The sequence below is a fragment of the Bradyrhizobium sp. WYCCWR15520 genome (genome assembly GCF_056174665.1).
Window position 1 is genome coordinate 146,771 of sequence record NZ_JBWBWM010000003.1, and the last position, 20,161, is coordinate 166,931.

The 20,161-nt window shown below is 61.2% G+C and carries 20 protein-coding genes and 1 pseudogene; 3 read left to right on the top strand and 18 right to left on the bottom strand.

All coding sequences use genetic code 11. From position 1 onward, the window contains the following. Window positions 1–82 precede the first annotated feature (82 nt). The 6 genes from AC0QUY_RS04380 to groES form a co-directional block, all read right to left on the bottom strand. Window positions 83–589, bottom strand: coding sequence for a hypothetical protein (locus tag AC0QUY_RS04380; protein WP_475385907.1), 507 nt, complete (start codon window positions 587–589; stop codon window positions 83–85). Between the two features lie 71 nt (window positions 590–660). Beyond that, window positions 661–1,164 carry an Hsp20/alpha crystallin family protein gene (locus AC0QUY_RS04385; RefSeq protein ID WP_475385908.1) on the bottom strand — a complete coding sequence of 168 codons (504 nt, stop codon included), beginning with the start codon at window positions 1,162–1,164 and terminating at the stop codon, window positions 661–663. A gap of 80 nt (window positions 1,165–1,244) precedes the next feature. Continuing rightward, window positions 1,245–1,688, bottom strand: a complete 444-nt coding sequence (locus AC0QUY_RS04390; RefSeq protein WP_475385909.1) for an Hsp20 family protein — start codon at window positions 1,686–1,688, stop codon at window positions 1,245–1,247. 439 nt (window positions 1,689–2,127) lie between these two features. Continuing rightward, entirely contained in the window at window positions 2,128–2,457 is a 330-nt protein-coding gene (locus AC0QUY_RS04395; RefSeq protein ID WP_161852224.1) for a hypothetical protein, read from the bottom strand. Window positions 2,458–2,662: 205 nt separating this feature from the next. After that, the gene (gene groL, locus AC0QUY_RS04400; protein WP_161852225.1) at window positions 2,663–4,285 is read right to left on the bottom strand and encodes a chaperonin GroEL; all 1,623 of its coding nucleotides are present in this window, start codon (window positions 4,283–4,285) and stop codon (window positions 2,663–2,665) included. A gap of 47 nt (window positions 4,286–4,332) precedes the next feature. Continuing rightward, window positions 4,333–4,647, bottom strand: coding sequence for a co-chaperone GroES (groES, locus tag AC0QUY_RS04405; RefSeq protein WP_161852226.1), 315 nt, complete (start codon window positions 4,645–4,647; stop codon window positions 4,333–4,335). Between the two features lie 235 nt (window positions 4,648–4,882). On the opposite strand from groES, the gene AC0QUY_RS04410 reads away from it, so the two are divergent. Further along, on the top strand, window positions 4,883–5,980 hold the full coding sequence (locus tag AC0QUY_RS04410) for a trypsin-like peptidase domain-containing protein (protein ID WP_475385910.1): 1,098 nt from the start codon (window positions 4,883–4,885) through the stop codon (window positions 5,978–5,980). A 367-nt stretch (window positions 5,981–6,347) separates the two neighbouring features. Here the strand turns inward: AC0QUY_RS04410 and AC0QUY_RS04415 are convergent, their stop codons facing one another. The 6 genes from AC0QUY_RS04415 to AC0QUY_RS04440 form a co-directional block, all read right to left on the bottom strand. Beyond that, a complete protein-coding gene (locus tag AC0QUY_RS04415) occupies window positions 6,348–6,875 on the bottom strand; it encodes a cytochrome c (protein ID WP_475385911.1) in 528 nt (175 codons plus the stop codon). 56 nt (window positions 6,876–6,931) lie between these two features. Next, window positions 6,932–8,059 (bottom strand): methyltransferase, encoded by a 1,128-nt coding sequence (locus AC0QUY_RS04420; protein ID WP_475385912.1) that lies wholly within the window; start codon window positions 8,057–8,059, stop codon window positions 6,932–6,934. Window positions 8,060–8,199: 140 nt separating this feature from the next. Continuing rightward, a complete protein-coding gene (gene pobA, locus AC0QUY_RS04425; RefSeq protein WP_475385913.1) occupies window positions 8,200–9,477 on the bottom strand; it encodes a 4-hydroxybenzoate 3-monooxygenase in 1,278 nt (425 codons plus the stop codon). Between the two features lie 156 nt (window positions 9,478–9,633). Next, window positions 9,634–9,894, bottom strand: coding sequence for a DUF1127 domain-containing protein (locus AC0QUY_RS04430; RefSeq protein WP_475385914.1), 261 nt, complete (start codon window positions 9,892–9,894; stop codon window positions 9,634–9,636). Between the two features lie 347 nt (window positions 9,895–10,241). Beyond that, the gene (pdxR, locus tag AC0QUY_RS04435) at window positions 10,242–11,777 is read right to left on the bottom strand and encodes a MocR-like pyridoxine biosynthesis transcription factor PdxR (RefSeq protein WP_475386045.1); all 1,536 of its coding nucleotides are present in this window, start codon (window positions 11,775–11,777) and stop codon (window positions 10,242–10,244) included. 936 nt (window positions 11,778–12,713) lie between these two features. Continuing rightward, window positions 12,714–13,700 (bottom strand): MBL fold metallo-hydrolase, encoded by a 987-nt coding sequence (locus tag AC0QUY_RS04440; protein WP_475385915.1) that lies wholly within the window; start codon window positions 13,698–13,700, stop codon window positions 12,714–12,716. A 94-nt stretch (window positions 13,701–13,794) separates the two neighbouring features. Here AC0QUY_RS04440 and AC0QUY_RS04445 point away from each other — a divergent pair, with 94 nt between their 5' ends. Continuing rightward, a complete protein-coding gene (locus tag AC0QUY_RS04445) occupies window positions 13,795–14,733 on the top strand; it encodes a LysR family transcriptional regulator (protein WP_475385916.1) in 939 nt (312 codons plus the stop codon). Between the two features lie 133 nt (window positions 14,734–14,866). On the opposite strand, the gene AC0QUY_RS04450 is transcribed toward AC0QUY_RS04445, so the two are convergent. The 6 genes from AC0QUY_RS04450 to AC0QUY_RS04475 form a co-directional block, all read right to left on the bottom strand. Continuing rightward, window positions 14,867–15,787, bottom strand: coding sequence for an SDR family oxidoreductase (locus AC0QUY_RS04450; RefSeq protein ID WP_475385917.1), 921 nt, complete (start codon window positions 15,785–15,787; stop codon window positions 14,867–14,869). 190 nt (window positions 15,788–15,977) lie between these two features. Then, window positions 15,978–16,562: a hypothetical protein gene (locus AC0QUY_RS04455; RefSeq protein ID WP_475385918.1), complete on the bottom strand. Its 585-nt coding sequence runs from the start codon at window positions 16,560–16,562 to the stop codon at window positions 15,978–15,980. A gap of 331 nt (window positions 16,563–16,893) precedes the next feature. Beyond that, window positions 16,894–17,760: a DUF3313 domain-containing protein gene (locus AC0QUY_RS04460; RefSeq protein ID WP_475385919.1), complete on the bottom strand. Its 867-nt coding sequence runs from the start codon at window positions 17,758–17,760 to the stop codon at window positions 16,894–16,896. Between the two features lie 6 nt (window positions 17,761–17,766). Then, complete coding sequence (locus AC0QUY_RS04465) at window positions 17,767–18,876, bottom strand: alpha/beta hydrolase family protein (protein ID WP_475385920.1); 1,110 nt, start codon at window positions 18,874–18,876, stop codon at window positions 17,767–17,769. Window positions 18,877–19,097: 221 nt separating this feature from the next. Further along, complete coding sequence (locus tag AC0QUY_RS04470; protein WP_475385921.1) at window positions 19,098–19,718, bottom strand: TetR/AcrR family transcriptional regulator; 621 nt, start codon at window positions 19,716–19,718, stop codon at window positions 19,098–19,100. Between the two features lie 83 nt (window positions 19,719–19,801). Next, entirely contained in the window at window positions 19,802–19,993 is a 192-nt protein-coding gene (locus AC0QUY_RS04475) for a hypothetical protein (protein ID WP_475386050.1), read from the bottom strand. Here AC0QUY_RS04475 and AC0QUY_RS04480 point away from each other — a divergent pair. Further along, window positions 19,931–20,134, top strand: a pseudogene (locus AC0QUY_RS04480) (MBL fold metallo-hydrolase); the annotation flags it as partial. The gene AC0QUY_RS04475 and the pseudogene AC0QUY_RS04480 overlap by 63 nt on opposite strands. Window positions 20,135–20,161: the final 27 nt, after the last annotated feature.

Sequence of the window (20,161 nt, forward strand, 5' to 3'; positions counted from 1 at the left end):
ACTCTGGGCCGGGCTTGCCAATGGCCGCCCCGTTGTTCACGCGCTTGGCCGCGCCACCAGAAGTGCCGCGGCCCCGGATCTCTCACTGAGACTCCGACGATTCAGCGACATTGCTTTGACTTCTGAGTTGAGCAAGCTCCTCGGCCAGTCTGTGCTCGACGAACCGCCGCTCGTTTTCCGTCAAGTGCGTTGCGAGCAAGCGGCGATACCGCCGAACATTGGACTCACTGCTCCACCGTGACTTCGCCGAGATGGCGATGCGGGGCTGGCGATTTCTCGCTGCTTGCTGTGCTTGGGCGCTGAACCGTACGGCAGCGGCTCCGACCCCAGGCGCATTCTCCTCCTCGTCGAGCTGCCGCAACGCTGCGAGGATGTCCTCGAGATGCATGGGAGCCGCGAGCCCCGGAATCTTGCGAAGGGCTGGGCAGGAATCGACGGCGTACAGGTCCGAAGCCCAGGAGGAGAGAATGACCCGTTTCTCAGGAGGCGACAGCACCTCGTCATTCAGGACATCGGCTGGCGAATTATAGTGGGATACAGGATGAAATCGGGCATCCACGCTGCCCGTCAAACGATCAGGGCGGCTCATGTCTTGATCTCCTCTTGTTCCTTTCTCCAGGCGATGGCGGACGGCGGCGCTGACACCGCCGTCCTGGCACGTTAGTTGGTGGTGTTGATGGCGATCCGTTTGACACTCTGGCTGGCCTGCTCGGTCTTCGGCAGGCTCACCGTGAGGATGCCATTGCGGAAGTTGGCTTCGGCTTTGTCTTCCTGGACGCCATCGAGCGGGATACGGCGCTCGAACGAGCCGTAGTAGCGCTCGCTATAACGCCCGCCATTGTCGTGTTCGGCCTTCTTCTCACCGCGGATCGACAGGACGCCGTTGGCGATTTCGACCTGGACGTCCTTTTCGCTCAGTCCCGGAAGCTCGGCGGAAACCGTCACGGTCTTGTCGGTTTCGTTGAGCTCGATGCGCGGCCAACCGAACTGGCCTTCCATCAGCGGGGCGCCGAGCCGGCCGACGCTGCCGAAGCTGCCAAACCCGCGGAAGACGTCGTCGAAAAGACGATTCATCTCGCGGTGAAGCGTCAGAAACGGATCGTAAGCCTCGCCCCTCGTGAGCTGCTGGTTCTTATTCCACGGAATTAGATCGCGAATTGCCATGTTGGACTCCTTTCTGTCAGGTGCGCCGGCGGTGCGGATGCCGCCCCCGTGCGCACCAATGTCGTTAGACACCGACGGCGTCAGGCCGCCTGCTTGTGGGTGATCTGCTCGGCGCCGCCGATCGGAATGCTGCGGGGCTTCATGGCCTCGGGCAGCTCGCGGGCGAGCTCGATCCGCAGCAGCCCGTTATCAAACGCCGCCGTCCTCACCTGCACATAGTCGGCTAGGTTGAATTGGCGCTTGAAGCCTTTGGCCGGGATGCCGCGATAGAGATAATCGCGTTTCGCCTCGTCGGCCTTGCGGCCCTCGACGGTCAGCACGTTCTGCTCGGCCGTGATCGCGATCTCGTCCGGGCTGAAGCCGGCGAGCGCGAGCGAGATCTGGTAATGATCTTCGCCCAGCCGTTCGATGTTGTAGGGCGGATAGTTTTCCTCGACGGTCCTTTGTGTCTCGTCGAGCAGGTCGAAGATGCGATCGAACCCGATGGTCGATCGCCATAGGGGGGTGAAATCGAAGTTCCTCATAGCCAAGTCCTCCTAAGAGCAAGATGGATACGAAGGAGCGCAGGACACCGGTCCGGCGCCCAGTTCAGTCTGCCGGACCCGATCTGGCATCCGGCGCCGCAGCCTTGCGGCAAAAACAGAACTAGGAGAAAGGGCAATGGTTTCAAGGTTCTTGCTGAAATTTTTCTGGCGAAGGTTACGCCGCCAGGCGCTACAGTTCCGCTTCGGCCTCGCGGGCGAGACGCGTCGCCCTGCGGAGCTCCTTGCCGGAAAGGCCGTCCCGCTCCAGCAAGCTTCGGCAGTGCACAATGACCCGCCGTTCGCTCTCGATCAGGAAGCACGTACCGCGTCAGGGAGGGCGGATCGGGCCGCTAGGAGCCTTGGGGCCAGTGTGCCAATTCGAACATTGTTGCACTCGAGGCGCGACCCGCGAGCAGCGCCGATCGCGCCGCTTTGGGACTCAGCTCACTCGCGGGAGGCTGCGCTCATGCTCGGATGGAATTTGGAAGAGGCCGGGCTGCATATTGTACGGCAATAGCAAGGTATCGGTCTTGAAAAGCGGCGCGCTCGGCTTCCAGCTCATCCAGCGCATCGACTCTAAATAGGGAATGGGTGGGAGCGGAAGCAAGTTGCCAGCCCTGTCGAGCGCCGGTCTGGGCGTGCTGTCCATGCCCCATGCGCCAAGCGGCAGAAACATCGTCGCCATGGCAAAGGCGCCTGCGACGATCCTGCTGGCGCTGCGTCCGGAAGTCTCCGCACGAGCGGAGCCGAGTGTGTACGACCTGATCATCTCATCCTCCTGTCCTTGGAAAACTGATCCACGCGATCGTGAGAAGGCTGAGGGCGAACATGAGCCAATGCATTGCAGTCGCCCCGCTCTTGCGCGATCGATCTCGAATGCGAGTGCTCATCTGAGGCTCCCTGGTGCTTGTGTTTTCCTTTATCCTAGTGGTTGGGGAGAGAGCCCGGCCGTCTCCGGCCGGTCTCGTGCTTGATCAGAAGTCCATCGGCGGCGCGGCGGCGGCCGGCTCGGACTTCTTTGGCTTGTCGGCGACAAGTGCTTCCGTGGTAATCAGCAGAGCTGCGACGGAAGCCGCGTCTTGCAACGCGGTGCGCACGACCTTGGCGGGATCGATCACGCCGGCTTTCACCAGGTCCTGGTACTCGCCGGTTGCGGCGTTGAAGCCCCAGTTGTAGCTGGAGTTCTCGAGCAGCTTGCCGACCACCAGCGAGCCGTCCTCGCCCGCATTCTCGACGATCTGCCGCGCGGGCATCTGGATGGCGCGGCGCACGATCTCTACGCCGGCCTTCTGGTCGTCATTTGCCGTCTTGAGTCCGCTCAGTGCCTTCAGCGCGCGAAGCAGCGCCACGCCGCCGCCCGGCAAGATGCCTTCCTCGACCGCGGCGCGGGTGGCGTGCATCGCATCATCCACCCGGTCCTTGCGCTCCTTGACCTCGACCTCGGTCGCGCCGCCGACACGGATCACGGCCACACCGCCGGCCAGTTTCGCAAGCCGCTCCTGCAGCTTTTCGCGATCGTAGTCGGAGGTGGTCTCCTCGATCTGCGCTTTGATCTGGGCAACGCGGGCCTCAATGTCCTTCTTGGCGCCGGCACCATTCACGATGGTCGTGTTCTCCTTGTCGATCACGACCTTCTTGGCGCGGCCGAGCGTCTTGAGCGTGACGTTCTCCAGCTTGATGCCAAGGTCTTCCGAGATCGCCGTGCCACCGGTGAGGATCGCGATATCCTCCAGCATGGCCTTGCGGCGATCGCCAAAGCCCGGAGCCTTTACCGCCGCGACCTTCAGCCCGCCGCGCAACCGGTTGACCACCAGGGTTGCCAGCGCCTCGCCCTCGACATCCTCGGCGACCACGAGCAGCGGCTTGCCGGACTGCACGACGGCTTCGAGCAGCGGTAGCATCGGCTGCAGGCTGGATAGCTTCTTCTCGTGGATCAGGATGTACGTGTCTTCGAGCTCGACCCGCATCTTCTCGGCGTTGGTGACGAAGTAGGGGGATACATAGCCCCTGTCGAATTGCATGCCTTCCACCACCTCGAGCTCGGTATCGAGGCTCTTGGCTTCCTCTACCGTAATAACGCCTTCGTTGCCGACCTTCTGCATGGCATCGGCCAGGAAGCGGCCGATCTCGGTATCGCCGTTGGCCGAGATAGTGGCGATCTGAGCGATCTCCTCGTTGGAAGTGACCTTCTTCACATGCGCCTTCAGGTCCTTCACGATAGCCTCGACGGCGAGATCGATGCCGCGTTTCAGGTCCATCGGGTTCATGCCGGCGGCGACCGATTTCGCGCCTTCCTTCACGATGGCCTGGGCCAGCACGGTCGCGGTTGTCGTGCCGTCGCCAGCGAGGTCACTGGTCTTGGAGGCGACTTCGCGCACCATTTGCGCGCCCATGTTCTCGAACTTGTCCTCCAGCTCGATTTCCTTGGCGACAGTGACACCGTCTTTGGTGATGCGCGGCGCGCCGAAGGATTTTTCGAGCACGACGTTGCGTCCCTTGGGGCCAAGCGTGACCTTCACTGCATTGGCCAGCGTATCCACTCCCCGCAGCATCCGTTCACGGGCTTCGGTGGAGAATTTTACTTCCTTGGCAGCCATGTCTCTGCTCCTTTCTCGTTCGATGACTGCAGCTTCGGAAAGCGTACTCAGGCGGCCTTCCTGGCCGAGCCGGCCTTGTCGACCACGCCCAGAAGGTCGCTCTCCTTCATGATCAGGTAGTCCTGGCCGTCGATCTTCACCTCGGTGCCGGACCACTTGCCAAACAGCACGCGGTCTCCCAGCTTGACGTCGATTGGGATCAACTGGCCTTGCTCATTCCTCGCGCCCGGCCCCGCGGCGACGATCTCGCCCTCCTGCGGTTTTTCCTTCGCGGTATCGGGAATGATGATGCCGCCGGCGGTCTTCTCCTCGGCGTCGATGCGGCGCACGAGCACGCGGTCGTGCAGTGGACGGAAATGCATGCGCATCCTCCTTGTCAGGTCAGCGATGTCTAAAAAGCCGGGTCCGGAACCGGCCCCCAGGCGCAAAACGACCTAGGAAGAGAAAAAAAGCGCTTCAAGGGGTACGGCAAAAATTTTTTGTCACTCCGGACCTCCGACTGCCAAGGCCCCTTGAACGGCCATTTCCGCTCACCCAGCTTATCGGCGCCGAGGTCACCACTGGGGGCCGCCAGGCACATTTTGTCGGGGAGAAACCATGCAGCTTTTGCGTTTGCTCGGACGACTGACCGTCGTCTCGGGGCTGGTGTGGGCGCTGTGGGGAGCGCCGGCCGTCGCCCAGATTCCAGATCTGACCACAGGTCGCGTGGCGACCCTTGCGCCGCTCGTCAAGGAGGTCACGCCGGCGGTCGTCAACATTTCGGTGCAGGGGCGAGTGAAGGAAGACAACCCGCTCTACCAGGATCCGCTCTTCCGTGAGTTCTTCAACGTCCCCAAGCAACTGGAGAAGGAAGTCAACGCCACTGGCTCGGGCGTGATCGTCGATGCGCAGCGAGGCTATGTACTGACGGCGAACCATGTCGTGGCCAACGCCACGGCGGTGCAGATCAGGACCAAGGACGGCCGCAAGTTTGCCGGCAGAGTGGTCGGCCGCGACGCGCCAACCGATATCGCGCTGCTGCAGATCAGGGAGCCCGCCGAGTTGAAAGCCATTGCGCTCGGCGACAGCGAAGCGCTACAAGTCGGCGACTTCGTGATTGCGGTCGGCAATCCCTTTGGCCTCGGCCAAACCGTCACCTCGGGCCTGGTCAGTGCGCTCGGGCGCACCGGGCTCGGCAAGCACGGCTATGAGGATTTCATCCAGACCGATGCGGCGATCAATCCCGGCAATTCCGGCGGCGGGCTGATCAACCTCCGAGGCGAACTGGTCGGCATCAACACCGCGATCATCTCGCCCGGTGGCGGCAATGTCGGCATCGGCTTTGCAGTGCCGATCAACATGGCGCGCAAGGTCATGGAACAGCTTGCGCAAACCGGCCGGGTCGAGCGCGGGCGTATCGGCATTGCACTGGAGGATCTGGAAGCGCCGGCCGCCGGTTCGGTGCAGGGCGCCCGCATCAAGGAAGTCAGCCCCGGCTCACCGGCCGAACGCGCAGGGCTGCGCCGCGGCGACATCATACTCAAGGCCAACGACATCCCAATTCGCAGCGCCACGCAGATGCGCAACCTGATCGGACTGACTCAGGTCGGACGGCAGGTGCGGCTGACGATCGAGCGCGGCCGCACCACCGAAAGTGCCACGGTGGAGATTGTTCCGCTCAACGATCAAAGGCCGCGAGCGCGAGGGCCGGGGTGAACCGTCGTCTGCGATTGGGTCCCTGTGCAGAAGTGATTGTCGTGGAGAGACCGTAGCGCGATCGCATGTGGAGCGGCAGTTTAAGGACCGTAGAACTGATGCGATGAGCGACGAAACTATGCGTTTCTGATGCGGTAGCTCGACAGCCGGCCAAATGATGACCTGATAAGTGATCGTTTCGTGCGATGAGCCCGCCCAATCTGCGGCAGAACACTGCGTTTTTATTCGTCTTCGATCGCGTTCGTTGCGTTCAGATGAGGTCGTTTCTGCGAAACTGGTGCGGCGTCAATCTCAGACGTTGGCGCACGAACCCGCGACGTCCGCTTACGCTAAACAAATGCGGAGTATTGTTTGGATAAGACCCAGACTACTTGGCCGCAGCCGCTGCGGTTTCGCCCGGTGGCACAATCCGGAACATGAAGGTCGAAACCTTTTCCCCGGGTTTGAACGGACCGGGAGTCTGGTTGCTGACCGGGTTCAAACTTTGGAGAAAAGCCGCGATCGCCATGGCGTCCTCCGCTGTGAGTGTCGCAAAAGCGTGCCAAGGCATGATCGGCGCCAGGATGCGGCCGTCCGGCCGTTCACCGACCTGTATCGCCTTCACGATCTGCTCTGGGGTCCAATTACCGATGCCGGTCTTTCTGTCGGGTGTGATGTTTGGGCCCACAAAGACACCTTGACCCGGAATCTCGAAGCCCACATCCGAGCCGCCGAGAAAGCGTGACATGTCGGGATTCCCGAAGAAGTATCCCGGCGTGTGGCAGTCGTTGCAGCCGCCGAGCGTGACGAGATATTTGCCGCGCGTGATCTGTGAATCGTCGGCCATGGCCGCGAACGCTGGAAGCGCGATAACTGACGCGGTCACGAATGCAAGACGAACTGAAATCCGCAACATGATTTGCCTCCCTGGCTTCGATTGGTTGGTCTCTCCTCTGCACTCAGCTTTGCGCCTTATGGTTTGCGGCCGATCACGGCGCCGTTCGCGGCGGGTGCGTCGAACCAGATCGTCTCGATGTGCCGGAAGCCGGCTTCGTCGAGCCACGCCGAATATTCGGTCGGCGTGTAGTTTCGTCCTTCCGTCTCGATCAGCATGTTGAGGCTCATCAGCGCGGCCGGCGCCGGCGCGGTCTTTTCGTCATTGACGAGAAGCTCGCTGATGACGACCGCGCCGCCGCTCGCCAAAGCCTCGAAGGACCGGCGCAGCAACGCGCGGTTCTTCGCCTCATCCCAATCGTGCAGGATCATCGACAGGAGATGCACGTCGTGATCTCCGGGAAGCCGTTCGAAGAAGTTGCCGCCGGCGGTCTCGATGCGGTCGGTCAAGCCGGCCTCGGTAATTTTTCCCGCGGCGATCGCGGCCACATGCGGCAGATCAAATACGGTCGCGCGCAACTCCCCATACAGTTTGCAAAGCTCGATGTCGTACGCGCCCGATCCGCCGCCGATGTCCAGAAGGCGGCGGAAATGACTGAGATCCACGGCTTCGCCGAGCTTGCGCGCGGTCATCGTGGAGAGCGAATGCATCGCCTCCCAGAACAGTGCCAGCACCGTCGGATCCTCGCCATCGAACATCGAGGATTGCACTGCCGGGTCCCACGTGGTTGGCCGGTTCGTGCGCAGCGCCTCTGTGAGCCTCCCCCAGCCCGCGTAGAGCCGCTTGTCGGCCATCTGCACGAAGCCACCGAAGTAATACGGTTTCCCGCGCACGAGATAGGCTTCGCTTAACGGCGTATTGCGATAACGGCCGTCTGTTTTCTCCAGAAGCCCGAGTGCAGCGCAGCCGGTCAACAGCATCTCGGCCGGGCGTGGATGCAGGCCGAGGGCTTCCGCCAGCCCGGCAACTGTGATGCCGGCGCCGCCCGCAAGGCGGCTGAAGAGGTCCAACTCGTGCGCAGCGGCCAGAGTCTTGAAGGCCCAGAAACCGGTTGAAAGCGCCATCAGCGGGACGGCGGAAGGAAGCTCCGGCGTGGCGGCAGTCGGCTGATCGACCGCCCGCAGCTTTGTCTCGCCCGAGATCGAACCGGGCTGGCGGGCAAGCGTTGTAGTGCGCGCAGCAGCGCGCTGGAGATGGTCGAGCATGGCGCATTCCTCAGTGTTGACGGTTAGTTCGCAGCTTCATATCTCAGCAGGCCAAGTTACGGGGTGATTTCGGGATTCGGACAATCGGGCCGATAAGGCGCTGCGAGCGATTGCGGCAGCGAAGCGTAGCGCTCGCGGCATCAGCTCTCAAATGGCAGGCCGACATACTGCTCGGCGAGCGATGCCTGCGCACGCTCCGACGCAAGAAGGTAATCGAACTGGTTCTCGCGCATGCGCCGGTCGAACGGCGCTTCATTAGGGAACTGGTGGATTAACGTGGTCAGCCACCACGACATGCGCTCGGCGCTCCACACCCGGCGCAGCGCCATATCGGAATAGCCGTCGAGATAGTGGGTGCGGCCGGCCTTCAAGGCCTCGGTCAACGCGCGCGAGAGGTAGAACACGTCGGAGACCGCGAGGTTGAGACCTTTCGCTCCTGTGGGAGGGACAATGTGCGCTGCGTCGCCCGCCAGAAACAGGCGACCATAGCGCATCGGCTCGGCGACAAAGCTCCGTAGCGGCGCGATCGATTTCTCGATCGAGGGACCGGTCACGATGCTGTCGGCCATGTCCTTCGGGCAGCGCGCCTTCAATTCCTCCCAGAAGCGGTCGTCCGGCCAGTCCTCGATGCGGGCGTCGAGATCGCACTGGATGTAGTAGCGGCTCAGCATCGGGCTGCGCTGCGAGGCGAGCGCGAAGCCGCGCGAATGATAGCAATAGCAGATCTCCGGATAGGGCGGCGTCTCCGACATGATGCCGAGCCAGCCGAACGGATAGCCGCGCGCGAACGTGCGCAGCACCGACGCCGGGATCGATTGCCGGCTCACGCCATGGTGGCCGTCGCAGCCAGCGACATAGTCGCAATCGATCCGGCGGGTCTGCCCGCCCTTTTCGTAGGTCACGTGCGGGCGGTCCGACGTCAGCTCGTGCAGCGCGACGTTTGCCGCGTCATCGATCACGACGCCGCCAGCCGCGTCGCGCGCGGCATAGAGATCCTCGGTGATCGCGGTCTGGCCATAGGACATCATCGGTCGGCCGGTGAACTTGCGGGTGTCGATGAAGAAGTGCGGCTTGCCTTCCCACGCTATGCCCGAGCCGTCATGGACACGTCCCTCCCGATCCATGCGCGCGCCGAGGCCGACCTCGCGCAAGAGTTCGATCGTTCCCGCTTCCAGCACTCCGGCGCGGATGCGCTCGAGCACATGGCCGCGGCTCTGCCGCTCCAGCACGATGCTGTCGACGCCGTTGCGGGCGAGCATGTGGGAGAGCAGTAGACCGGCGGGACCGCCGCCGATGATGGCAGCCTGCGTGGTGACGATCGGTTGATCAGCCGCGCGCAGCCTTGTCTCGCCCGAGATCGAACCGGGCTGGAGGGCAGGCGTTGTCCTGTGCGCAGCAGCGCGCTGATGGTTGGGCATAGTGCTCTCCTCAGGTGTTGACGGCTAATTCGCAGCACTTGAGCCGCGCGGTGGTCTTCAGCACAAATCCACGTAGTCGCACTCTCGACGAGTGACAGACGCGAATTTCCGCCCGAGGCATGGACATCGGCGGCAGCAAGTGCGCGATGAACGGCGTCATTTCCAGAACGGCTTGGCTGCTTCGGCCATGGCGTCTTGCCGCGTCTTGCCGATGTCCTTGAGATGGTGGTCATCGAGCTCCGCCAGGGCTTGCCGCTGCCGCGACCGCTCCGAACACTGGACACACCAGCTTAGGAACCGTGTTCCCCATCCAAGTTGACTTGTCTCGGCGCCGTCGTGATGGTTGGACGCCGCGGCTACTTTCCGACTCGTGAGCGAATTGACGCCTGCGATTGCAAAAATCATCGGATGCTTCATGTGAAACCTCCTGTTCGATTTCGAGGTCAGCTTGCAGCAGCTTGATTAGGTCGGGCTGCGACCCGCGGCCGTGAATTGCTTCACAACTCACAGGCTCGTGTCTCCAAGTTGTGAGTTCGCGATGTTGCAAGGTCGGCGGAGGTCCGCTTCAATGCGATTTGCGGTGATGATTGATCTGCGATTTGGAAAGTGCGTGCGGGCGCGAAATGGAACGCGCCCGCCCTGCATCAGTCCGCCGACCTTCAACGGCCCGACACTAGAAGGCGAAGCGGTATGACGGAAGGTCCAATTTGCGCACCATCAATCAGTCCAATTCAGGCGCGTGACGTCGCCTCTAGCGACATCGGTCACGCCGCTTTCGGGCGGCGTCGAGGCACGCGTTCATCGAAGCATCCGCGCAGCCGCCTCAGCCCTTCGGCAATCCGCGCCGTCTCGATCGCCCCATATCCCAGGACGAGGCCGGTCGGAGGCTCCCTGTCCACTCGGCAGCGCGACATCGTATCAATGGCAACGCCGAGATCAAAGGCTCGTGATACGATCGCATCGATATGATCAGCCGACGCTCCTCGCGCGCAGGCGGTGATGTGCAGCCCGGTGCTCGATGGAACAAGGTCGAGGTAATCGCCAAAATTCCTCTTGATCTCCGCGGTCAGTATCGCATGCCGTTCGCTATAGATGCGGCTCACCCTGCGAATGTGGCGTGCAAATGCGCCCTCGTCGATGAACTGCGCCAGCGCGCTCTGCGCTATTGTCGCCGTATGCCAATCGGTGACGAACTTCGCCTTGTGTGCCGCCTCTCGCAGCGACGGCGGCACGACCATGAAGGCCAGCCGGAGCGCCGGCAGCAACGTCTTTGAGAATGTGCCGACATACACAACGCGACCGGTCGAATCGAGGGTCTGAAGCGGCTCGAGCGAACGTCCGCCGAAGCGAAACTCGCTGTCATAGTCATCCTCGACGACAACCGCGTTGCTGCGCTCGGCCCAGGCAAGCAGCGCACGTCGACGCGACAGGCTCATGGCTACGCCGAGGGGAAACTGATGCGACGGCGTCACGTAGACCACCCTGGCTTCGGCCGGCAGCGCCTCCACGACCAGACCTTCGCGGTCGACCGGCACACCGATCACGCGCGCGCCCAGCGCCTTGAGCAACTCCTTTAAAGGCCGATAGCCTGGATCCTCCATCGCAACGACATCACCGGGCCCGAGAAGCACGCGAGCGACGATGTCGAGTGCTTGTTGGGTGCCATTGGCCACGATTACGTCGTCGGGCGATGCGGAAACGCTGCGTGAGATGCCGATGTGGCGAGCGATCGCCGCGCGCAGGTCCGAAATGCCCGCAGGATTCTCGTAGACACCTGGCGCCATCTCGCGCGAGCGCAGCACACGGGCGACGATCCGCCGCCAGGCTCGCTGTGGAAACAACGAAACGTCTGGAAGACCGGTTCTGAAGTCGAAACGCGCCACGCGGTCAAAGCCTATCGGAAGCGGTATCGTCTCCCAAACTCCACGCACCCGAACCGCGCGGGCTGTCGATCGCCTTGTTTTCGACCCCGGACGTTTTGCCTCAAGCTGATGGCTGACGAACGTTCCGGAGCCTGGATGGGATGTCGCGAATCCTTCCGCAACAAGGCTTTCATAAGCAATCGCCACCGTCGATCGTGCAACCGTCAGCGCGGTGGCCAGTTCTCGCGTGGGTGGCAAACGCTCTCCAGGTCGAAGGCGCCCGTCCAGAATTGCCTGCCGGATCTGACGGTAGATCTCGCCACTGAGGTCACTTCGTCCAACAAGACTGACGTGAAAAGTCACATTCCGGGCTCTCTTTTTGCTCACATTGGACGGGGCAACCTCGCAAAAGGTGAACGTTCCATCATACCACTTCACCAGATGTGGAGATGGCAAACGAAGGTTCCCTGAGCGTGAAGCTTATCAGTCAAGGGCAAGGGCCGGTTGCTCGCGGAATGCATGGTCGTGGAACGCCCGCTCGTGGCGCAAGGCGGTCTATCGCGAAACATGGCCGACCGTTGACGGGCCGCGCGATGAACAAATCGAGCCGTGCGGTTTCGCCTGTTCGTGCGATATTGCCGCCGAGTCTTCGATTAAAGAGCAGGGACTTTCGCCAGGTCGTATGTGCAGAGGTAGTTTGATGGTCGCTGAAGCAGACCAGTGGGCGATGATGGAGTCGTGCCGCTGATTTGCCCGACGTGTCAAACTGTTTTCGCGGGATCGCTCAAAGCATCAGCCGCGTTGCTACTTTGCATGGGGTTGTTTTCGATATTTTGGTTGGGGGGCGCCGTTCGCCTTGCAGCTGCCTTCCGGAGATGATCGCAGGGTGGCTTGCCGAGCCGTAGGCCGCGCCCGCCTTCGCCCAGTGGGCTTCGGCGCGGCAGCCTTCGCTCGCTTCGCTCGGAGAGGTCAAGGGCTGGCCTGCCTAGCCGTAGCTCGCGAAGCGAGCGAAGGCTGGTGGGCCCGGCAGGACTCGAACCTGCAACCAGACCGTTATGAGCGGCGGAATAACGAGCGGCTTCGTTGAATTTCCTACGTTTTCGTTCGATTTCGATCGCGTTCGTTGCGCTTCGCTCACGCCTTTTCTGGTGCGAAGCTGGTGCGGTTGCCCAGTTCGCGGTTCGGAGGACCGGCTATCGCGTCCAGGCTCCCTGGCTGATGGTTCCAGGAATGTAAGGCCGACCCGTCCCTCACCCCTCCATCATTGCGCGAAGAAAAATATACCTCCACCATCCGTACGCACATGTGGCGAGACATGCTTGCGCGTGAATTCCCACGATGACGGATTTGCAGGTTTTCGCATCTTGTGCTCGCTCAGCCTTCGAACCGCCAGTTCGCTGTCACCCAGCGATAGCCGCCGTCCGACTTCCTGATGTTGCCGATGCCCGGAAACGGAAAATGGAACCCAAGCACCGGGATGCGGTCCGTCGCGGCGCGGTCGAACAAGCGCCTGCGTGCCTGCAGGGCGGAGTCAGGATCGAGATCGGGGCCGGGCCGCCAGGCATTGTCGATGTTGAGCAGGGGGCTATAGGCGGCATCGGACGTGATCAGCAATTGCTGCGCGCCGGAATGCACCAGGATCGCCGACATGCCCGGCGTGTGGCCGCCGGCGGCGATCGTCGTTACGCCCGGCAGCACTTCGGCGCCCGGCCGGTACAGCACGGCAGATTTCGCGACCGGCGCCACGCTGCGCTTGATATTGGCGATGAAGGCGCGCCGGAAGTCTTCCGGCATGGGTAGCCGCGACAGGTCTGGCTCATTACGGATAAAGAACGCAAAATCGTCCTCAGGAATATAGACGGCCGCCTTCGGAAAGGCGCTCGATCCGTCGGAGCGGCTGAGATTACCGACATGATCGGGATGGGTATGCGTGATCACGATGGCGTCGACGTGTTCGGGCCGCACGCCGATCGCCGCAAGATTCCGGAACAGATGTCCGCCATCGGGGCCGAGTGTTTGTGCCGCGCCTGCCTCGATCAGGATTTTCCTGTCACCGTTTTCCAGCAGAAGCGTGTTCAGGTTGAGCCTGAAGGTGTCGGTCGGCAGGAACGCATCGCTCAACGTCCTGCCGAGTTCCTCCGCCTGCGCGGTATAGGCGTAGATGCGCGGATTGCCGCTCAGCGTGCCGTCGCTGACGACGGTTGCCTTGATATCGCCAATCCGAAAACTGTAATGGCCGGAATTGGTCTTTGCCGCTTGCGTTTGCGCGATCGTTGCCGGCATGCCCAGCAGCGGCGTCATCGCTCCGGCCGCGCTGCCAGCGAGCAGGAGGCGGCGACTGATGTTCTGATGTGACGGCATGGCGGCTTCTCCGGGTATAGCGGCGATGGAAGGCTATGTACGTCGATCTATCGTCATCCACAAATATCATGATAGAATTAGCATTATGCGTTCAATGGATTTAGCCAAAGTCGACCTCAACCTGCTGGTGGTGCTACATGCGCTGCTCGAGACCGGCAGTGTCACTCGCGCCGCTGAGCGTCTCGGCAGCAGCCAACCGGCGATCAGCCGTGCGCTAGCAAAGCTGCGGCGCCTGTTCGGGGACCGACTGATGGTGAAGGCGGCAAGCGGCATGATGCCGACGCTGCGCGCCGAGGCGATGCGCGAGCCGCTGGCGAATCTGCTCGGCGGCGTCGAGAAATTTCTCCACAAGCCGAAATTCGATCCTTCCGCCACCGACCGCATCTTTCGGATCGCGACTACCGATTACGGAGCGCTCGCTATCCTGCCCAATGTCGCCGCCCAGTTTGCGCGCGAGGCACCTAGTGCGGCGATCGAGGTGGTCAGCTTCTCGCGTGATGTGTTTCGTATGCTAGCTGACGGTCAGGTCGATTTCGTGCTGTATGCCGACAATCCGGTGTCCGGCTCGTTTCGGGCGCGCGAGTTATTCCGAGAAAGTTTCGTGACACTGGTTCGGCAAGGCCATCCTTTGCTCAAGGAGATGCGCGGGGCGAAAGGCGTACTGCCGATCAAGCTATTCACGACCTGGCCGCACATCGTGGTCAGCATTTTCGGCGGGCAGGGCGGGCCGATCGATACCGCATTGGCCGAGCGCGGCCACAAGCGGCACGTCGCGCTGCGTGTCCCATATTTTGCAACAGCCGCGGTGATCACGGCAGCGTCGGATTACTTGGTGACCATGCCCTCGCGGGCGGCCCGGCAGCTTGCGCCGCGGCTTGGCCTCGTGATGCTGAAACCGCCGGCACAGGTGACGCCCTACGGCTATCGCTTGCTCTGGCACGAACGAAGTCATGACGATCCTGGCGCGGTCTGGTTGCGTCGGCTAATGATCGATTGTGTCAAATCGGCGGGCGCTGGCGAGGCGCAGGCCTAAACTGACCGCATAAATCTCAAACCCGGCATTCTATCGTAATGACTGAAGCCTTGACTCGCATCGCTTCCCGCTATGCCAGTCTCTTCGTAGGTTTGCGCGAAGCGCAAGGAAAGTCTGTCGTGGTAGCTTGGCCTCACTGGAGGGCAAAGTTCGCGCCGGTTAATCTCGCTGAGACATCCCACAATCGCGATGCCACAGCATCGTCTTCGGCTTGCGGCGGCACAAACGCGATCGTTGGCGAGCCGCGCGTTTCTCCCAGCCGATCGGGGCCATAGTACCCTCCGGGCCGGGCATCCGGAGAGGTCGCCGCGAACAGCGTCGGTAAGGCGCCTTGCGCCGGCGACTGAAATAGGAACCACATTGCGGTTCGCAAGAAGCCGGCAAAACTCATCCTGCCGGCGCCGTTCGGAATCAAATCGGTCCGCGATATCCCGGGATGGGAAGCGACACTCATGACACCCCAGCCGAAGACGTCGCTACGGCGCTGAAATTCAAACGCAAACATAAGGTTTGCAAGCTTCGATTGGCTGTAAATCGGCATCGGCTTGTAGCTGCGTTCCGCTTGTAGATTGTCGAAGTCGATCGAGCCGCCGCGCGCCGCTACGCTAGACACAGTGACGACGCGAGGCTCCTTGCCTTTTCGCAGCAACGGAAGAAGTTCGGCAGTGAGCGCGAAATGCCCCAGATAATTCGTCCCGAACTGCAATTCGAAACCGTCAGAGGTCACTTGCCTCGTCGGTGGCATCATGACGGCGGCATTGTTGATGAGCAGGTCGAGGCTTTTTCGTTCGGCTCGCAAACGGGATCCGAACGCCTTCACGGAGTGAATGTCCGCAAGGTCGAGCATCTCAAAGCGAACATCCGCGTCAGGCTGAATTGCTCGTATCCGCCCTAAGGCATCGGCACCCTTTGAAGCATTGCGGCCCGCGAGGATCACCTCCCCACCGGCCCGCGCAAGAGCGAGAGCGTGCTCGTAGCCCAGCCCGCCCGTGCCGGTGACTATGGCAGACCGTCCGCGTTGCGACGGAACGTCACTTTGCTTCCAAGCCGGCATCGATCTTCTCCCAGTGCAATGGCGATAGAGTGCAAATAATACACCGAGTGCGATTTTCAAGGAGGTGGTATCGCGCGCTTTACGCCGTGCGCTCTCAGACTTACGGAAAATCTCACCCGCCTAGTATCTCGACCGCCTCGCATCTTGCATGGCGTACTCACCGAATCGGTTTGAAGCGCTTTTCGCGGCATCACTGCGCCCGTCTGCGATGGCGTCGGCGCACGGCGGCAAGCCGCGCCAAGCGAAAACGAACGAGCAGCAGCGCGGACCGTAGTTTCGCAGTCGTAACAAGGCGCACCATGCTAAGCATGGGGAGAAGAGTGATCGCCCACATCCAACGCACGAGCCGGCCGGTCAGGAACGCCTGAATCGTTGGAATGAACTCATTGGCGACGATATTGACCACCGCCATGAGGCACGTCTTTGCGCCGAGACATGGGAAGGCATTCGATGCGATTTTCGCGAGATTGATATAGGGGTGCGAAGCGATCGCGTACAACAGCACGGCGATCCCGGCGTTGATGACGTAGGGCGATCGAAGCTTTCTGAATACGCTCGTGGAAATGCGAGCCCAGTTTTGCGATCCACGCAAGGAGTCGGCCGATTGAACTGCCGCTTCGGCGCGTGAGGCCGTTCGAAATCCGCGGCTCATGTATAATGCTAGGCGATCACCGCGCTTGGTGAGGTCGTGCACTTGCGCGCCTTCCGCAAGTCCTACAAAGCTGCGAGGAAAGGCTTGAGTGAGGTTATTCGCGAGCGAGCCCTTGCTAGACATCTCTAGTTATTCTCCGCTTGCACGGGACTGCCGAAAGCAGACCGGGCACGTTGTTTCTGATCGTGGCTCTCGACGAAAGCCATCGTGGATACGCGACTAAGTTAGCACTCGGTGCGAGATTGTATTGCACTAAGTGTAAAATTATAGGCGGCGAATTTATGTCAGCGGGAAAGCAAGAGGATCGTCGTCTGTCGATATTTCATGGCGAGAAGCACGAAAGCGTGAAGCGGAGCTGCACGGGGACACCACCCCGGCGAGTCGGCTATGGCTCGTGTGTTAGCGATGGGACGAAGCAGTGGTGATCGCAACGCGTGTTGATCGGCCGCGTCTGCTATTCAGCGGAGAGTTTTGTCGTCCGGCCTTCTGCAGGCGATGGAGCGGCCGCGCCCTTGTCTGTCCAACTCGGAGGAGCTCCAAGTCTCTCACCGATCATTCCTGCCAAACCCGGTGCCCTTCCGTAGGTTTCGCAGGCGGCCTGTTTCGGCGCGCCACCAAGCATCGTATGCAAGCTGTCCATCGACGGCAGTGACGACGAGGATCCAAATGGGGTGCTGCCCGTAACGAGCAGTTTGCTAAAGTCGGCACCAAATGCCGTGGAGAGATCATATGCATCTCCATCTGGCGATACCCGAGCAGAACTTGTGAAGGAATTCGCGCCACGGCCCCACACGATTGCGGCCTTTTGCCTACCTCGCCGATCCCTCGCTTCCGCTTCTACAGATAAGCTGCCCAACCCTATGGGAAGTCGCGGGACAGGCACGGGCACGCTAGGGGCCAAGACGATCCGTACCACGGACGCAGCTCTGGACGCGCCCGCGGCCGCAGGATCGGTTGACGCCGCATGCGTGATCACAGCGTGCACGGTCAGATCAGCCGGATCGGCGGGGCCGACGATCTCAAACCGCTCGCTCAGTCCAAAGCACAAGGCCCGATCGACAGCATTGCCAATGAGCCTGCGCTGATCTTCCGAGAAAGTGACCTCCGAAGCAGCTCTCGCGGAAAACTGCGTCTCTCTGATGCGTACCGTCCTGGCGTTGAGGACGTCATCCTTGTCAACGCGAATGACGGACTTCGTCAGAACGCCGTCCGATGGCTTAAGTTCATCATAAGCGGCGAGAGAATTGGCCCTATTGAGCGGCGCTGTCGCGCAACCAGCTGTCAGAAGGCACAGTGCTGATGTCAGCCAGATGCGCAGCATCGGATGTCATCTCTGCACCGACCTCGAGGTCCGTTCGATATCTGCCGCTGGCTCGATTGCCCGCCCCAAGCGCGGACGATCGAAGTCTCGCTCCTGAGCAGCAACCCGATCGCTCGCGCTCGCCTCACGCAACATTGCATTCTGAGCCGGAGGCTGAGCAAGAATATTCTGCCAAGCGTGTCTCCAATGGGTCATACTCGATACATCGCCGGCAAAGACGTAATCTAGGAAAGCAAGGGTCAGGTCCCCCGTGGCATCCTTGACTATCGGGTTCAAGCCCGGTCCCCCGGTCAGGGGGCGGTCCGTGAAGATGCTATGAGAGCCGCCTCGAAACACGGCGAGCACCTTTCGCGGATTGGCGACGGCGTTGAAGATCGCGACACGATCACTCGCGGAAGAATAGAACCCCGGAATCTTTATTACGTCTTGAGTGGCGGTCACGTGGAGCGTGGGAACGCCCACATGGGCGAGCACGCCGGTCAGGTCCGTTTCGCCGTAGAATGGTGGCGCCGAAATCACGATCGCGGCCTTGTAACGGCGGTCGCGGAAATCGAGCCAGCGGCCGTTTCGAACGACCCGCGCGCCGACGGTCAGCAACGCGGTATTGGCGCCGTACGAATGGCCCGCAACGACAATTCGCTGGGTATCGATGAAGCGAGCGTAGGGGCTGGCACTCGCCAAGATGCGGTCGAGAGAAAACCTCAAATCGCCAACGCGGGCTGCCGCTTCGGTATCTCCCGTCGCGGTTTGCAACCGATCTACAATGCCAAGGGGGTTGCCGGACCAGATGGCGGAGTCGCTGCCGGTGTGCTGGACATGCAAGCTTGCAATGCCGTTTTCCGCCCAGCGTGTGGCAAGGTAGGTGTAGCCAGTTCGCGAACCACCCATGCCGTGCGAGAAGACAATGAGCGGCACCGGTTTCGATGACGCGTGAGCTGGCCAATAGAGGCGGACGGGGACTTGTCGTTCGCGAGAACTGTCGTTCCAATTGAAATCAATGGAGCGAGGGGTGGCCTGCTCGTGTTGGGCTGGGGCAGTCTGCGCACTCGCAACACTCGCTGGAAGCGCAGCGGCGATACTGCATGCCAACAGCATGGCGTTGACCCGGATTCTCATACTCTGCTCCTTGAGAGCGGGGCCCTCGCACGAAAATGAGGACACCAGACACAGTCGAACTGTTGGCCAGCCTGCACAGTGCCGACCTCACGATGGACGCGTTCTTGATCGTCGGCGTACGACCTAGCGTCCAAACCCAGCAACCGTCAATTAAAATTACACTTGGTGCAGTATTTTGCCGCAGTCGAACCGTGAGGCGTCGGATTGCGAAGCGCTTGCCTTCAAGTCTCCACTTTTAGATGGGCGAAACACTCTCGCAAGTAGCTGGCCACGGGTCGCTTTCCCTTGTCCCTGCTCCAATTGTCGACTGCGAGGCGGAAAGCACCGATGGAAATCATTGCCACGGTGCGCAACGCCAGGCGCCTCTTTGCTTGCGGCCACATCTCGCAGAGCGCTTCGAAAACCGCCTGCTCCTGCTTGGCGTACTTTATGTGGTCGCGGGCGCGAAGGTTCTCGTTCGACCGCATCAGGCGGTCGATTTCCATCATATGTTTGGCAGCTAAACCCGTCTCGTAGGTTGTCGTCAGCTTCAAGAGCGCGTTTTTGACAGCATCGAGCGGTGATTGCTTCGTCGACTGTTCGAGCACGGCCGCTCGAATGGCTTCCGCAGTGCCACTTTGCCAAGCCAGAAGAATTTCTTCCTTTGATTTGAAATAATAAAAGAACGTTCGACGGGAAATGCCCGCTTCTTCGGCAATAGTTTCGAGCGTCGTCGCCTCGTAGCCATTCGTCATGAACAGTTTCAAGCCAGTCTCTGCGATGCGCCAAAGCGTTTCACGGCGCTTGCGTTCGCGCAGACCCTCCTTCTTCGGGCTCGATTTTTCCGCGCTTTCCTTTGACACAATTGCCCCTTCGAACTTGCACTAAGCGCGATAAAATTTTCGCATTCAGTGCAGAGTTATCGCGGAAGCTCTCGCGACGCAAGCTAGCCTATCTCACCCCGGCTAATAAAACGAAGCTTTTGAATGACTTCGGGCAAATCCCTCTCGAAACTCACCATCCCGTTGCGCATATACTCGAGGAACGCCCGCATCGTCGCGCTGGTGTGCCGCTGGCCGTCGGCTTGCGGCCCGAGGACATCGACATCGTGGTGGTGTCGCACACGCACCCGGATCATGTCGCAATTTCCGGACGGCTGATGGCGGCAAGGCGTTTCCTCGCGCGACCGTGTTTGCGCCACGGGCCGACCGGGACTTCTTCGTCCGCAACCGATCCCGACCTTATCTACATGCCAGTCCCGCGGATTTCCGCCGCATTCGTCTCACCGAAGCCATCGAGACCGACT

Coding starts and splice junctions, on each gene's coding strand:
- AC0QUY_RS04380 (WP_475385907.1), bottom strand. CDS start 589: ATGAGCCGCCCTGATCGTTTGACGGGCAGCGTGGATGCCCGATTTCAT.
- AC0QUY_RS04385 (WP_475385908.1), bottom strand. CDS start 1,164: ATGGCAATTCGCGATCTAATTCCGTGGAATAAGAACCAGCAGCTCACG.
- AC0QUY_RS04390 (WP_475385909.1), bottom strand. CDS start 1,688: ATGAGGAACTTCGATTTCACCCCCCTATGGCGATCGACCATCGGGTTC.
- AC0QUY_RS04395 (WP_161852224.1), bottom strand. CDS start 2,457: ATGATCAGGTCGTACACACTCGGCTCCGCTCGTGCGGAGACTTCCGGA.
- groL (WP_161852225.1), bottom strand. CDS start 4,285: ATGGCTGCCAAGGAAGTAAAATTCTCCACCGAAGCCCGTGAACGGATG.
- groES (WP_161852226.1), bottom strand. CDS start 4,647: ATGCATTTCCGTCCACTGCACGACCGCGTGCTCGTGCGCCGCATCGAC.
- AC0QUY_RS04410 (WP_475385910.1), top strand. CDS start 4,883: ATGCAGCTTTTGCGTTTGCTCGGACGACTGACCGTCGTCTCGGGGCTG.
- AC0QUY_RS04415 (WP_475385911.1), bottom strand. CDS start 6,875: ATGTTGCGGATTTCAGTTCGTCTTGCATTCGTGACCGCGTCAGTTATC.
- AC0QUY_RS04420 (WP_475385912.1), bottom strand. CDS start 8,059: ATGCTCGACCATCTCCAGCGCGCTGCTGCGCGCACTACAACGCTTGCC.
- pobA (WP_475385913.1), bottom strand. CDS start 9,477: ATGCCCAACCATCAGCGCGCTGCTGCGCACAGGACAACGCCTGCCCTC.
- AC0QUY_RS04430 (WP_475385914.1), bottom strand. CDS start 9,894: ATGAAGCATCCGATGATTTTTGCAATCGCAGGCGTCAATTCGCTCACG.
- AC0QUY_RS04440 (WP_475385915.1), bottom strand. CDS start 13,700: ATGCCGTCACATCAGAACATCAGTCGCCGCCTCCTGCTCGCTGGCAGC.
- AC0QUY_RS04445 (WP_475385916.1), top strand. CDS start 13,795: ATGGATTTAGCCAAAGTCGACCTCAACCTGCTGGTGGTGCTACATGCG.
- AC0QUY_RS04450 (WP_475385917.1), bottom strand. CDS start 15,787: ATGCCGGCTTGGAAGCAAAGTGACGTTCCGTCGCAACGCGGACGGTCT.
- AC0QUY_RS04455 (WP_475385918.1), bottom strand. CDS start 16,562: ATGTCTAGCAAGGGCTCGCTCGCGAATAACCTCACTCAAGCCTTTCCT.
- AC0QUY_RS04460 (WP_475385919.1), bottom strand. CDS start 17,760: ATGCTGCGCATCTGGCTGACATCAGCACTGTGCCTTCTGACAGCTGGT.
- AC0QUY_RS04465 (WP_475385920.1), bottom strand. CDS start 18,876: ATGAGAATCCGGGTCAACGCCATGCTGTTGGCATGCAGTATCGCCGCT.
- AC0QUY_RS04475 (WP_475386050.1), bottom strand. CDS start 19,993: ATGATCCGGGTGCGTGTGCGACACCACCACGATGTCGATGTCCTCGGG.